General features: G+C 40.7%; 7 protein-coding genes. 3 read left to right on the top strand and 4 right to left on the bottom strand.

The features are described 5' to 3' along the window. Positions 1 to 16 precede the first annotated feature (16 nt). The 3 genes from H148_RS0108595 to H148_RS0108585 all read right to left on the bottom strand — a co-directional run bounded on the left by H148_RS0108595 (position 17) and on the right by H148_RS0108585 (position 8,102). Positions 17 to 1,729, bottom strand: a complete 1,713-nt coding sequence (locus H148_RS0108595; protein ID WP_029034440.1) for a RagB/SusD family nutrient uptake outer membrane protein — start codon at positions 1,727 to 1,729, stop codon at positions 17 to 19. 18 nt (positions 1,730 to 1,747) lie between these two features. Continuing rightward, positions 1,748 to 4,960, bottom strand: coding sequence for a SusC/RagA family TonB-linked outer membrane protein (locus H148_RS0108590; protein WP_029034439.1), 3,213 nt, complete (start codon positions 4,958 to 4,960; stop codon positions 1,748 to 1,750). Positions 4,961 to 5,339: 379 nt separating this feature from the next. Continuing rightward, positions 5,340 to 8,102 carry a helix-turn-helix and ligand-binding sensor domain-containing protein gene (locus H148_RS0108585; protein WP_156877230.1) on the bottom strand — a complete coding sequence of 921 codons (2,763 nt, stop codon included), beginning with the start codon at positions 8,100 to 8,102 and terminating at the stop codon, positions 5,340 to 5,342. Positions 8,103 to 8,540: 438 nt separating this feature from the next. Here H148_RS0108585 and H148_RS0108580 point away from each other — a divergent pair, with 438 nt between their 5' ends. Together H148_RS0108580 and H148_RS0108575 are read left to right on the top strand one after the other, a co-directional pair. Next, positions 8,541 to 12,083: a BamA/TamA family outer membrane protein gene (locus tag H148_RS0108580; RefSeq protein ID WP_156877229.1), complete on the top strand. Its 3,543-nt coding sequence runs from the start codon at positions 8,541 to 8,543 to the stop codon at positions 12,081 to 12,083. Positions 12,084 to 12,171: 88 nt separating this feature from the next. Beyond that, positions 12,172 to 12,948, top strand: a complete 777-nt coding sequence (locus H148_RS0108575) for a glucose 1-dehydrogenase (protein ID WP_029034436.1) — start codon at positions 12,172 to 12,174, stop codon at positions 12,946 to 12,948. A gap of 167 nt (positions 12,949 to 13,115) precedes the next feature. Here the strand turns inward: H148_RS0108575 and H148_RS0108570 are convergent, their stop codons facing one another. Next, entirely contained in the window at positions 13,116 to 13,685 is a 570-nt protein-coding gene (locus H148_RS0108570; protein ID WP_029034435.1) for a lipid-binding SYLF domain-containing protein, read from the bottom strand. Between the two features lie 332 nt (positions 13,686 to 14,017). Here H148_RS0108570 and H148_RS0108565 point away from each other — a divergent pair, with 332 nt between their 5' ends. Next, the gene (locus H148_RS0108565; protein ID WP_029034434.1) at positions 14,018 to 14,536 is read left to right on the top strand and encodes a DUF421 domain-containing protein; all 519 of its coding nucleotides are present in this window, start codon (positions 14,018 to 14,020) and stop codon (positions 14,534 to 14,536) included. Positions 14,537 to 14,568: the final 32 nt, after the last annotated feature.

The following is a 14,568-nucleotide window of genomic DNA, read 5'->3' as shown; positions in this document are numbered from 1 at the left end:
TTGATTTATCATTTTTCTACCAACCCGGGTTTTGCTCATAAACACCGTTAGACAATCTAATTTCACTTTCCGGTATTGGAACAAGGCCTTTGGTTTCAGGTCTGTAATTAACCTGATAAGTAGCAGCCGCACCTGAATTACTGACATTGAGAGTATAATTAAATGCTGACTCAACATCTCCCCAACGTACCAAGTCAAACCAGCGTAGACCTTCAAATGCGAATTCATGTAAACGCTCTTGCTTTAAAGCCTCTAAGGAGTAACCAATAGGATCTAAACCTGCTCTCTCTCTTACAGCATTCATTCCATCAGCAGTACCTGTAATTTCAGAATGCATCAACAACACGTCAGCATAACGCATGAAAATGAAGTCCTGGGCATGCATTAACTGCATATCTGCGTTACCCCAGCCATATAACTGTACAAACATTCCCTGTACAGTGCCTGCCTCATTAGGGTATTGAAGAGCTGTGTATTTTTTGTTGTAGAATCCGGTGAAATGATCCTGGTTATTAGGAAGAGACCAATTTCCAGTTCCCTGGTTTGGTTCTCCTACCTGAAGAATAGAACCTAGCTTTCTTGGGTCCTCATCGTCCCAATTGGCCCATAATCTTGGGTTTACCGTCATCCAACCCCAACCTTCTCCAAAAGGAACTAAGGAGTTACCACGTATTGAACCAAATAAAGACAACCTGTTTGTATAGATGTTCCCATTATTCCATCCCCAATCACCAAAGGAAAATCTCTGAACAAACATGGATTCATAATTTCCGGTACCGAAAGTTGGGTTAGCTCCATCCTGACCTACCCAGGATAAGCCTTCTTCTGCAGCCCATGGCAAAATCTCATCATTTCCTGCAGCTATATTTACATAAGAATATGGCCAAAGGTTTCTAAAGTCTGAAGCCAAAGCATAGCCACTGTTATTGATTACATCTTCCAAATAAGCAGTAACCTCTGACGCACCTATAGATCCACCGTCAACCAAAGGCAATGTGTTTGTAGGAGTGTCGTTCATGTGGGTCATATATCCGGTGTAGAATAAATACACCCGGCCCATATAAGCTTCAGCTACCCATTTATTGGCATGACCATAAGTAGCAGTCGGAATAGTAGGGAACGGCGTAGAAGGCAAAGTTTCTATGGCCAATTTTAAGTCAGAAGCAATTTGTGCAAAAGTTTCTGAATAAGACGCTCTCGGAACATCTTTAGGGTCATCCACTGCAGTAATTAAGGGAACCCCTCCAAAGAATTTAGCTAATCTAAAGTAGAAAAACGCCCTCATGAAAAGTGCTTCCCCGATTGCCTGATCTTTAAATTGCTGCGCTTCTTCTGCACTAGGAAAGTATGAAGAAAAGTCTGCTTCTGCCGTTTTCTCAATAATTGCATTGGTTCTGGCAATACCATTGTAGGACTGAGTCCACATACTTCGATAAGTATCTTCTGCAGGGTCAATAAAATTATCAACCCTTTTAGCAGATGCATCGTCTGGTCCCCCACCACCTAACATCATGTCTGACATTAGGTTTGCAGCAATTGGTTCACTACCCTCCGGAGTAAGCACGTAAATAGCGTTATAAACCCCGGCCATAGCCTCCTCAATATCAGTTGGAGTGCTGTAATAGGTCTCCAAACTTTTTCCGTAAATATTGTCTGTCTCTAAATAGTCTTCACAACCAACTGCAAAAAGCAGTGTCGAAAGAGCTATAAAATATTTTATTTTTTTCATAATTCTTATTTTTTTATATTAAAAGTCAACACCCAATCCAAACATTACTGTTCTTGCCTGTGGATATAATCCCAGGTCAATACCTGATGCCCAACTTGTGTCATGTCCAAAACGTACTTCAGGATCCATTCCATCATAGTCGGTAAACGTATGTAAGTTGTTTATAGATATATACGCATTCAGATTTTTTATCGTTGCAGCTTCAAACATATTGCCAAAATCATAGCCCAGGGTTAAATTGTTGACTCTTACATAATCTGCATCATGCATAAAAATGTCAGAAATGAATTGGGTATTTCTGTTTGAAGTAGAGCTCAGTCTGGGAAGAGTGTTAGAAGTTCCCTCTCCATGCCAACGATCGAAAATACCTGTTGTATAATTCTGCGTAAACTGATCGGAGAAAGAACGGTAAGATTGCATTACCTGATGTCCAAATTTTCCTGTTAGTGTTGCATTAGCATAAATACCTCTATACTCGAGATTCAACTGGAGACCTGCCTCAAAGTCAGGATTAGGATTCCCAAGGAAGGTTTTATCCAAATCATTAATAACCCCATCCTGGTTTAGATCTACAAAACGCACATCTCCGGGACGTTGATCATTAAAATATGGAGTTCCATCTGGACCAACGTAAGCATCAACTTCCTCCTGATTTTGTAAAATTCCATCGGCTTTGTAGCCATAGAACACACCGATTGGCTGCCCCACCTGTACTCTAGAAATTGGTGCAGTTCCCTGAGAAAGAACATGACTAGGCCCCTGAATTATACCTTCTGCATTGGCAATTCTCGTAACCTCATTTTTATTATGGGCTCCGGTTAAAGTGATGCCATAATTAAAATCTCCAAAACTATCATTATAATTTACTGCGAGTTCAAAACCCGTATTTTGGATATCACCACCATTGATAAACGGCGCTCCAGCACCAAATGTTCCTAAAATAGGTGCTTCTACTAACCAGTCTTTCGTGGTTTTCTTGTACCAGTCTAATGTTAGTCCAAGTCTTGAATTGAACATACGGGCATCTAAACCAATATTTAATTGTTCTGAAGTTTCCCAGGTCACATCAGGATTCGTAACCCTTTCAGGATAGGCTGTCACTCCTGAAACCGGTTTTGTATCCCCAAAGAAATATCCCGGAAATACGTAGGCAATTTGCGAGGAGTAGATAAAGTTAGGAATTGACTGATTCCCGTTCTGTCCCCAACTCGCTCTAAGCTTAGCATAATTAATAAGTAGCTCTGAAGTATCGCCCATAAAATCCTCTTCTGTAAATACCCAACCTGCAGACACAGAAGGAAATGTTCCCCATCTGTTACCTTCTGCAAAGTTTGAAGAACCATCTACACGTACTGTTGCATTAAAGAGATATTTTTCTAAATAGTTGTATTGTGCTCTTGCCATGTAGGACATCAAACCACCACCACCGGCAGCCCAGTCAGCACCCCATGTATTTATGTCGTTGATACTTTCAGGACTTTGAGTATTATTTACATAAGCATACCGTGGATCGCCTGGAAATAACAGGTTATTCCTGGAACCACCAACCTCATTATTGATTTGGTTTTGAAGTAATTCGGTACCGACCAGGGCATTTAATTCATGATCACCTACTCTGAAATCGTATGAAAGAGTGTTCGTCCATGTCCAGTCATTCCCAAAGTACTGGCCTTGTTGAGCACCGTCGACATCATCCTGATATAGTACTCCTAAATGATAAGTCGGATTCATTGATCTGTTATGCCCAAACCACGCATTGGTACCATAGGAAGACCTGAATTTTAAATCCATAATTGGTTCAACTTCTAAAAATACATTACCCACAATATTATTTCCCTTACCATAATTATAATTATGACGGTAAAACATTACAGCCAAAGGGTTAGTTTGATTTGTGCTTATACCTCCTAAAGTAGGTGTGAAACCAAATTCATTTACGTTATTGTCGATAGCAGGTTGCCAGTAAGCAGGCATTAATGGATTTTGAACCAGAGCATTATGTAAGTCATTATAATAAATATTTCCGGTTGCTACACTTCTGTTCTCAATATTGGTATAGGTGAAATTCTCTCCTATTGTAATAATGGCGTGTTCATCGTTCTTTTTCAATACCATTTCGGTATTCAACCTGGCTGTAAATCTCTTAAACCCGGCATCTGTAATATGACCACCTATAATACCTTCCTGATCGAGGTAAGAAGCACCAACGGAGTAAATAATATCTTCGCTACCTCCTGTAATGTTGATAGCATGACTTACCATTGGAACATCTTCCTGCGTCATTTCATTAATCCAGTTGGTTCCTTCCCATCCGTTTTGCAGATTTGTCCAGATTTCCTCCCCAAGCTGAGTACCTAATCCGGGGTAATTATTATTTAACCAGGTATTGTTTTTAAGCATTGCTTCCCAATCATTTGGTGCCAATCCGTCATTCACACGCCCTTCGTCCATAATGTACATATACTCCTGTGCATTAAGAGGATCCAGATTTCTGTAAATGTTTTGGATACCATAATAAGTATCGTAGCTAATTTGAGCCTCCCTATTGTTGCGACCTTTTACTGTAGTTACCAGAACTACACCGTTTGCTGCCCGCGAACCATAAATAGCTGCAGAAGCTGCATCTTTTAAGACGTTAATGGATTCAATATCTGAAGGGTTCAAATAATCTATGTTGCCTACAGCTACACCGTCGACAATGTACAGGGGATTAGAATTTCCTATAGTTCCTAGACCTCGGATTGTAATTCTCGTACCTGCTCCTGGTGCCCCACTGTTCCTGGTAACATTAACACCTGCCACAACCCCCTGAAGTGCCTCCATAGCAGTTCCAGGATTAAGAGAGGCAATATCTTCCCCTGAAACATTACTTGTTGCGCCTGTTACTAAAGCACTTCTTTGAGTACCGTAACCTACCACCACTACTTCCTCCAGAGCAGCAGCACTTTGCGTTAACCTTATTTGTATTTCATTGGCATCTGTTACTACCACTTCCTGTGGTGTATAACCTATGTAGGAAATAACCAGCACATCTCCAGGAGCTGCTTCTATGGAAAAATTTCCATCAAAATCGGTAAGGGTACCTGTAGAGGTTCCCTTGATGATCACGTTGGCCCCAGGTAAGGGCATTCCCGAATCATCAATCACTGTACCTGTAATTATCTCCGTTTGAGCCCAAATCATGGTCGAAACGAACATAAATAAAATCATTAAGTAATTCTTAATTTTCATTTACTGTTAAATTTAGTTGTTGGTGCATAAATTTTGAATTGATTCTGGCCAAAAGCACATCCGGTAATCGAAATCGTTTGCGAATTGCGGGAAACGAAATCACAGTTAAGTTAAAATGGGGATTACACAAATTGGGAACTCAATTGCTTGTTAAAATTATGTTACTAATATATTAACTTAACAAGAAGAAAATCCAGAAAACGCCTTTACAAAAAATCTACATGAGAAAAGTTGCTTGTATAGATAACCCAAACACCCTAAAATTACTGATGAAAAGAAGGGAATACTTAATAATAAAGGAAATACAAAAAAAGATAGAAATGTATTTATTTCCTTTAATGTAGAGGTGGTGTTAAGGTAATATTGGGTGGTGTTAAGGCTATAAATCGATTATATAGTCTGTTAAATTGACCTCCCGGGGCAAGTTTAGTTTCTTTCTCAATCGATAACGTTTGATCTCAACACTCTTTACAGAAATGTTTATCAGCGGAGCAATTTCTTTGGAAGTAAGATTTAATCTTAAATACGCACAAAGACGAAGATCGTTGGAAGTAAGTTCAGGATGTTTATTTTTAATTTTGTCGAAGAATTCCTTATCGGCATTCTTAAAGGCTTCTTTAAACATCTTCCAGTTGTCTTCTTCCCTTAGCTCACTGTCAATAGTCTTTATAGCACTTTTTACTTTGGGATTCTCGGCTCCCTTTAGCTCCTGCTTGAGATGGGAGAGGAACTCATTTTTCTTTATTATCGCCATAGTGGAGGCAGCCAGCTGGCCATTCTTTTCCGCCATGTCTTTTTCCAGGTGTTCCTTCTGAAGTTTGATGATCTGCTGCTCGGCTTCAAGATTTTTCATCCTCAGGTTTTTCTCTCTTTCCCTGATGATTTTTTCATGCCTCCTTCGGTACGTATAATGTATTCCCAGCAAGCCCAGGATAAACAGGAGGAAATAACCGGCCACGGCGAGACTACTGTAATACCAGGGTTTGGCTATGGAAAACTCATAACTTACTATTCCCGTTTCCCTGTCATTCGTTCTCCCCTTTACCTGAAAGGTATAACTACCGGCGGGAAGATTTTCAAATTTCGCCGCACCTAAAAGATTCCATTGCGACCAGGTCCCGGAATAATTAAGTAGCCGATAACTGTACTCAATCCTGGATAAGCTCTGGTAATTGGGAATACTAAAAGCAAAAGCTATGTTATTAATTTGACTATCTAAGTCTAACCCCGATTCCTGCAGGTCATTGAAGGAGTAATTTTCTCTTGTGGCGGAAGTCCCGACTGCACCAATAACAAGTTCTCCCGACGGAATCTCTGCGAGGGGCAAAGAAAATACGATATACCCTCCGTTAGACCCTACCAGATATTGGTTTTTTCCTATCAGAGATATGTTTTCAAACCCTTTGCTGATATTTCGGTTTTCAAGGGGCAATGGGATATCCCGTTCTACAAGTTTTTGTTCAAAAGGATCCCGGGTGACAAAAAATAACTTGTCAACACCAAAGGTCCACCAACTACCATCGCTAAGGACCTCAGAAGCTCCACTTATCCTGTTGTTTTCACTGCTTAGATGGTTTAGTTCATTATTGGCAGTAAAACTGTTTCTACCTCTATCGTACATGTAGACCCTTTCTTCTGTTGAGTAATAGATGCTGTCTTCAAACCTGAAGATCTCTGGACCCAGACCGGATTCCTCCTCTATCTTAAAATTTTCAATGTTCTCCACCTTCGAATATTCTTCATCCAGCTCAAGGCGAAAGATCCCTTTATGATAGTGGCTTATCCAAATGATCGAATCATTTTCAACGATCATATGCTGTACAGACAGATCGAAATCTTCAAGATAATGTGCCGTGGAGTCTGGAGAATCATCCCCGAGATAGCTCAAGCCATTATAATGTCCCTGTAAAATTCCCGATCCGATTCTCTTAACTGTCCAGGTCCCGAGACCATCCCAAATCAAATCAGCATCAGTTCCTTCAATTTTGAAAGTCCCCCTGTCATGTCCTGCATACAGGCTCCCATTAATATAATTAAGGCTCCAAACCTGGCCCGTGGTGCCGGGAATTAGGGAATAGGGACCTTCAGATTCAGCATCCTGATAATAAAGTCCCTGATTTGTTCCTAAATACATCAATCCGTCTACCACCACGCTACAGTACACAGTTCCAATTTTTCCGAAGGTATCCACAAAAAGGCGAAAGGGACTTTCTTTGTTAATAACCGCTATACCATTATCCAGTCCACCCCAAATATTCCCTTCCGAATCTTCGGTGACGGCAAGTAAGGTATTGTTGAGGAGGGTGGGTTGAGACAGGTGGTACTGCATTATTCCATCCATACCTAAAATGTATAGTCCCTCCCCTATACTTCCAAGAGCAAGGGAACCATCCCTTAGATAAAGGGCTGAAAAAAAACTTACAGAGGTAGGATAATTTTCTATTGGCAAGGCTTCCCATTTATTCCCGGTAATAATGAAGACTCCGTCATCACGGGTAATTGCCAGCATCTTATCATCCGAATAAGGAAATAAACCTACAATTTGTTTGTTCCCGATCTCATCTTCCGAAACAAAAGATCTTCCAATTCCATCTTCAATGACAAAAAGGCCTTTTTCAGCTACCTGGTAATAAATTTTATTCCTTACCCCGAAAAGGTTAGAAATATTTCTTTCGGTAACCACAGTGGTCACTTTTCCGGTCTTCTTATTAAAGCTGTAGAGCTGCTGATGACTCTGAAAAACAATGTGATCATCCACCTCCTTTATATCCCAGAACTGTTCTCCGTCAACAAGACCCGTAACTACTGAATCTTTTAAAGAAGTATATTCAAGCCTTCCATTTTCTTCTGCCGTCCAAAAACCAAATTCCATATAGGCTCCGGTGTAGATATGATCCTCTGTAGCCAAAACTGAACGGACAGCGGTTTCCCCGGGAACTTCATAAAGGTTCCAGTGCTCCCCATCAAATTGAAGCAGTCCTGAATTATTTGCGACATAGATCTTCTTATCAGCTCCCTGAGAAACCATCCAGTTCTGGTTTCCGGCGCCATATTGACTGGGAGAAAAATTTGTGACAGGTGGAAGTTCCTGACTCTCAAGTGTAAGGCTGAGCAACAAAAAGAGTAAAAAGAGGTGTCTCAACAGTGGTAGATTTAATTCGAAGCCTGTAAAACAAATATAACTCCTATTTGGATTTAAGAAAACTTTTAGAGAATTCTATTTTAGTGGCCTTATTTAAATTAAGTCATCTTTTTTTATCTAAATCTACTCCTTCCTTAAGCATCACCTTATAAGATAGAAATGGATTTTATAGATATTCTAAAAAGTAAAGATTACTAAAAGGTCCTCCTTTTTGCCACTTTTCGCACCTATAGGTTAGGATTTCCTTTAGGAAAACCCATTTTTATTGTTAGAGACTGGTTAAACTGCAATAGATTGGTTACTTTTTTTTAGAAATTGGAACTTTTGTGGAGCAGAAGGTTCTCACAAAAAGAAAAATTAAACCGGAATTTTTATATGATCCAAAAATTGGTTTCCCCCGACCACTATTTCAGGTCCGTTTGTTATCAAATCTTGATTTTGCTTCTTGTTTCCTCCTTTTCACTCGCACAGGCACAGGTACAGGAAGCAGATACCTCTAGTGTTTCCCATACTTTTTATATTCTATCAAACACAGCACCGGGTGCCGATATGGCCACTCCTGCCCTCTTTGAAAGAATTTCGGAAGCTTCTCAGGATGATGAAGATGCAACCCTCCTCCTGCCGGGAAACTTAACTCCGAACCAGGGCTATCCTAAAGGAGAACAGGAAAGGGAACAAACTCAGGAATTTCTCACAAAGAACCTCCTACAGCCTTTAAATAACTTCAACGGAAATGTAATCTTTACTCCCGGTGAAAATGAATGGAATGAATCTGCACCTCAAAGTCTGGATGACCTGGAGAGCTTTTTACAGGAAAACAGCAATCGCGAATTTTTACCAGATGATGGTTGTCCTGTGGAAGAGATCCAGGTAAATGATGAAATCGCCCTTATCATCGTTGATTCTCAATGGTACCTGGAAGATTGGGATTTTAGCAGTGAATTCAATGTGAAATGTGACATTAGAACCAGGGAAAGATTCTTTATCGAATTGAAAGATGACTTAAAGGATAACTTTGGAAAGCTCAAAATAGTAGTGTTACATCATCCTATACTGAGTAATACTACTCCAGGATTTCTGAACAAATTATTCCCATTTTCGAAACAGAAATTTGAAAATCCCCTGTACCGTGAATTTCGGCAGACCGTGGAAACGCTTGCAAGCCAATTCGACGATGTGATCTTTGTTTCAGGAAATCACAAAAATCTACAGTATCTATCCAATGGAAGAAATCCGCAAATCATTAGCGCCACCGCCGCAGAAACTGAATCTGCCAAAGCTACAGAAGAAGATCACTTTGCTTCCGAAGAACCCGGCTATGCTAAACTTACAGTATTCAAAAACGGCAATTCCAAAGTAGAATTTTTCCAAGCTGAGGCATCAGCTGAAGAGCCACTTTTCAGTAAAGAAATTCCGAGGGAAAGAAATACTAAAATAGAATTGGAAAAAAACCAATGGGAGGAAATTGGGAACACATTTTCGGCTTCCATTTACACTCCCGAAGAAACCAGCAAGAGCGGACTTTACCGTTTTCTATGGGGAGACCACTACCGCGAAGTCTACAGCAGGAATATTGAGGTGCCGGTACTGCTCCTGGATACTATCTACGACGGACTACGTCCTATCAAGGAAGGTGGCGGTCAACAATCCCGTTCCATTCGATTTATCAATGAAGATGAACATGAATATACGCTCCGGGCTCTGCGCAAAAGTCCCACCCGCTATATACAAGCAGATCTCCTCCCTACTTCTTTTGTGGGCGACAGGATCAACAACACCTTCCCCCAGCGCCTTGTACTGGATTATTTTACTACTTCCCATCCCTATGCGAAGTTTGCTCTTGACAACTTCGCCGAAGCTCTGGGTTTACCTCACATACAACCGGAAATCTATTACGTACCGCGACAACCGGCACTCGGGATCCATAATGATGAATATGGAGATGAGCTTTATGAGTTACAGGCACACGCAGGGGACGAGAACAAGGATTTCCCACAGTTTAGGAAACCCCAGGACATCCTTAGCACCTTTGACCTTTTGGAAGAACTTGGGGAAGAACCCACAGCAGGTGTAGACAGAAATGAATATATCAAAGCCCGGCTTTTTGATATGTTAATTGGGGATTGGGATCGTCACCAGGACAATTGGCGATGGGCAGAATATGAAGAAGATGGATCCAAGCTTTTTGTTCCTATTCCCCGCGACAGGGATCAGGCTTTCTCTAAATACGATGGACCGCTTATTGATGCCATTAAACTGGCAGTGCCAAATCTAAGAAAGATGCAGACGTATGATGAAGATATCGACAATGTAAAATGGTTTAACTGGTCCGGTTATCCATTAGACTTGCAAATCCTTTTCCAGAGTGACTGGGAAACCTGGGAACAACAAGTGAAATTTATTCAAAATGAAATTACAGATGAACAAATCGCTGCTGCCTTTGCTGAATTGCCTGAAGCAGCACAGGATCAAAGCATAGAGGATATTAAACAAAAGCTAAAAGCTCGTCGTGGTAATCTTATGGAGATCGCCCGCGAATATTACGAGCGTATGAATGAGTTCATTGTGATCACTGGTACAGATGAAGATGAAGAATTCGAGATCCTAAGGAAAGAAGACGGAATGACCGAGATCACACAAACATCAGAAGGCGAAGAGATCTTCATGCACACTTACGATTCAGATGAGACAGATGAGATCTGGATCTATGGAATGTCCGGTGAGGATACTTTCATAGTTTCAGGAGAGGGCGATGATCCCGTTAAGATTAGGGTACTGGGAGGTCCGGGAGAGGATGTTTACGACTTTCAGAATAAAAAGAAAGTAAAACTCTACGATTTTAAAAGTTCCAAAAATGAGATCGTGCAGCCGGGTTCCCGTAAACTCCTGGTGGATTCTTACAAGATTAATAATTTTTACTATAAAAAATTTAAATACAGCACCTTTAAGGCACTTCCTTACGTAAATTTTGAAACCGATTTAGGTTTCACCCTGGGCGCTGAAGCTATCTGGACCAAATATGGATTGGTTAATAATCCGTTCCAGGCTCAACATGAGCTTTTGGCCAACTATTATTATGATACCAATGGATTTTCTTTAAACTATAACGGAGAATTTGCACACCTGTTTTACAATTGGAACCTGGGAATTACCGCCCGGTATACCAGCCCCAATTATACCCTCAATTACTTCGGAAGCGGAAGTGAAGCTGAATATTTTCGAAAGGAAGTAAATAGAAACTACAACCGGCTAAAGATCCAAGAATGGCATTTTTCGCCTGCTCTTATTTGGCGCAACGATGCCGGAAGTATTTTTGATTTAAGGACTTTGGTTGAATCATTCAAGGTGGAATATGACCCCGATACTTTTCTCGGGGAAATATTACCTCCCGAAAATGACATTTTTGACTCTCAATTATATGCCGGCCTAGAAGCTAACTACCGTTTTTATAGTAAAAACACAACTGCCTTCCCCAGCCTGGGATCTGATGTTAGGCTTACCAGCGGCTACAAGAGTAGCATAGACGGTGCGGGAAATAAATTTGCTTATCTGGAACCGTCAGTTTCAATTAATTATCCCTTAATCTCCAGCGGCTATGCAGTCTTTGCTACAAAAGTAGGGGGAGAGGCCATTTTTGGCGATAATTATGAAATCTACCATGCTGCCACTATTGGCGGAAATCAAAATTTAAGGGGCTACAGGAATCACCGTTTTAATGGAAAACAAGCCTTTTACCACAGTACCGATCTTAGAACCGCATTAGGATTATGGGAAAACCGGTTTATACCCATTGTTTATGGAGCTACTGTAGGATTCGATTATGGACGGGTCTGGACGCCTGGTGAAAACTCAGAGCAATGGCACAACAACTACGGAGGTTCCGTCTGGATAAGTGCCGGCCTTGCAATAACCGGGAATATCGGCTTTTATCATGGCGGTGACGGAAATCGCCTGAGCATGATGCTTAACTTCAAGTTTTGATTTTGAAATTACCTTTTCCTTAACGCCTGCTTTAAGGATTACTTACTAGCTTCATAAGCTATTGAAAAATAGCATAAAAGACATAGCCATGGGAAAATTAGAAGGAAAAGTAGCACTCATCACTGGCTCCGATTCGGGAATAGGACAGGCTTCAGCAATTGCTTTTGCACAAGAAGGAGCGAACGTAGTGGTAACATATCATACCGATGAAGAAGGTGCCAAAGAAACCCTCCAAAAAGTTGAAGCAGCAGGAAGAAAAGGGATGGTTCTTAAAGTTGATATTTCTGAAGAAAAGGAAGTGGAAAACATGTTTGACAAGGCTTTGAAAGAATTCGGAAAGGTGAATATTTTAATGAATAACGCTGCTATTAACGGGCAGGGTTATAAAGTAGCGGAGATGCCAACGGAAAAGTGGGATAAAGCCATTAAAATAAATCTGTACGGCACCTTTTTCTGTACCCGCCGATTTATAAAGGAGCTAAGAAAGCAAAAAGAAAAAGGAAAGATCATTAATGTAAGCTCTGTTCATGAAGAGATTCCTGCCCCGGGAACAGCAGAATACTGCGCTTCTAAAGGTGCAGTTCGCAACTTTACGCGCGTTCTCGCTTTGGAACTGGCAGAAGAAGGAATTAATGTTAATAATATCGCACCCGGAATGATCCTCACCCCGATGAATCAGGAGGCTGTTGAAGACAGGGAAAAAAGGGAGGATCAGGTGCAACACATCCCCATGAAACGCGCAGGAAGACCTGAAGAAATAGCAAAACTTGCAGTTTTTCTTGCTTCATCAGATTCCGATTACGTTACCGGCTCCACCTACGTCATGGACGGCGGATTGATGCAGAACGTGGGACAGGGAGCCTAAAAATAGTACGCAGTGGTCAGTAATCAGTAGCCAGTAGGATTTTAATTTCTACTTCAGATTATCCTCCTGAAAACTGCAACCACATAAGACCAAAAGCCGATTCTATTGAACGCATAAAAAAACCGGATCAAAACGATCCGGTTTAAAAAGTGAGTTTTCTTAGGCATTTATTCAACTGCACGATAGTCAAACTCCTGACCTCCTACAGATATACCTGCCATAAGTCCGGCTTTGGGCATAATTGCTACTCCGGCACCATTTTCAAAAGTAAGGGCTTCACCCGCTCCTTCATCCCAGATCACTGCAGAAGCACTACCGCCAAATTCAAAATTACCTTCCTTGAACGTGTCGAGAGCTTCCTGAGTCTGGAAAACAATCAATTCTCTAAAAGCCTTTCCTCCAAACTGGAATCCTATATCTATTTGTCTAAGCTCAGCATAACCGGCAACTTCGCCGTTTTCATAAACAATACCGTTTCCTGCTGCACCACCTAGGATCCAGGCTCCTTTTCCTACATTAGGAAAAATTGCATAACCGGCAGCTTCATTTAGCATATTTTCCAATTCTGGATTGGCCCTTTTAAAAGCAGCTTTCGCATCCATCGCATCAGTTTGTATTACTTCCCGCTTTTCCATGTCCATTAGCATATCCCTATCCTGGGCACTAACATTGGCCGAGGTAAAGAGTAGCATCAAAACTATAAGTGCGCTGTAAAAATTATAAGATATTCTTTTCATAATTATATCTGTTTTAAGGTTATAACCTTAAAGTACTGAATAATAACCCGCAAGACTGTTAACCGCACGTTATTTCACGAAATCTTAAGGTTTGATGCTCTCATGGCCCTCGATAGTTAAAAAGGATATCCGGCTTCAATTGGACATCAAAATGGGGTTAGATTATTTAAATTTTGCAGCTAAATATTTCTTTTGAATCTAATCTATTGGTGCCTAACAAGATTTTATTCAGGGAGCTCAATCAGGACTAAAACTAAAAAGCTTTAGCTCCCATTGGAACTGAAAGGAATTATTATCTTGTACAACTATCCTTATACTAAAAATTACTCGGTATGGACAAATATTTTGGTATTTCAGGCGGATCTTTATTAGCCGTTTTTTTGTCGGCAGTAGGAATTTACTGTGCTGTGATTTTATTCACCAGGATTGCAGGAAAAAGAAGCTTCTCTAAGATGTCCAGTTTTGATTTCGCAATGACCATTGCGATTGGATCGATTATAGGTAGTACTCTTTTATTAGCCTCTGTGAATCTTGTAACAGGAATAATTGGCCTTGCATCTGTTTATCTTCTACAGCAGCTGGTTGCTTATTTAAGAAGGTTTGACTCCTTCGGAAAGCTTGTGGAGAATAAACCATTTTTATTAATGAAGGGTTCCCGGGTTCTGGAAGAGAATTTAAAAAAAGCAAGAGTTACAAAAGGAGACCTGCGTGCGAAGCTACGGGAGGCAAATGTTATCCAACTTTCCCAGGTCAAGGCTGTAGTATTTGAAACAACAGGCGATATTTCGGTTTTACATGGACAGGAAGATCAGGAGGTGGAAAAGTGGCTGATGGAAGATGTTAAACAGTAAAATTATAATTCCAGTATCTTTTAGTGGCTAAT

It is taken from the genome of Salinimicrobium terrae DSM 17865 (assembly GCF_000424665.1).
GTDB lineage: Bacteria > Bacteroidota > Bacteroidia > Flavobacteriales > Flavobacteriaceae > Salinimicrobium > Salinimicrobium terrae.
The sequence above is the reverse complement of the archived record's forward strand: the minus strand, read 5'-3'. Positions and strand labels throughout refer to the sequence as shown.

What these genes read in the sequence shown, in the direction of transcription:
- H148_RS0108595 (WP_029034440.1), bottom strand. Translation starts at nt 1,729, where the DNA reads ATGAAAAAAATAAAATATTTTATAGCTCTTTCGACACTGCTTTTTGCA.
- H148_RS0108590 (WP_029034439.1), bottom strand. Translation starts at nt 4,960, where the DNA reads ATGAAAATTAAGAATTACTTAATGATTTTATTTATGTTCGTTTCGACC.
- H148_RS0108575 (WP_029034436.1), top strand. Translation starts at nt 12,172, where the DNA reads ATGGGAAAATTAGAAGGAAAAGTAGCACTCATCACTGGCTCCGATTCG.
- H148_RS0108570 (WP_029034435.1), bottom strand. Translation starts at nt 13,685, where the DNA reads ATGAAAAGAATATCTTATAATTTTTACAGCGCACTTATAGTTTTGATG.
- H148_RS0108565 (WP_029034434.1), top strand. Translation starts at nt 14,018, where the DNA reads ATGGACAAATATTTTGGTATTTCAGGCGGATCTTTATTAGCCGTTTTT.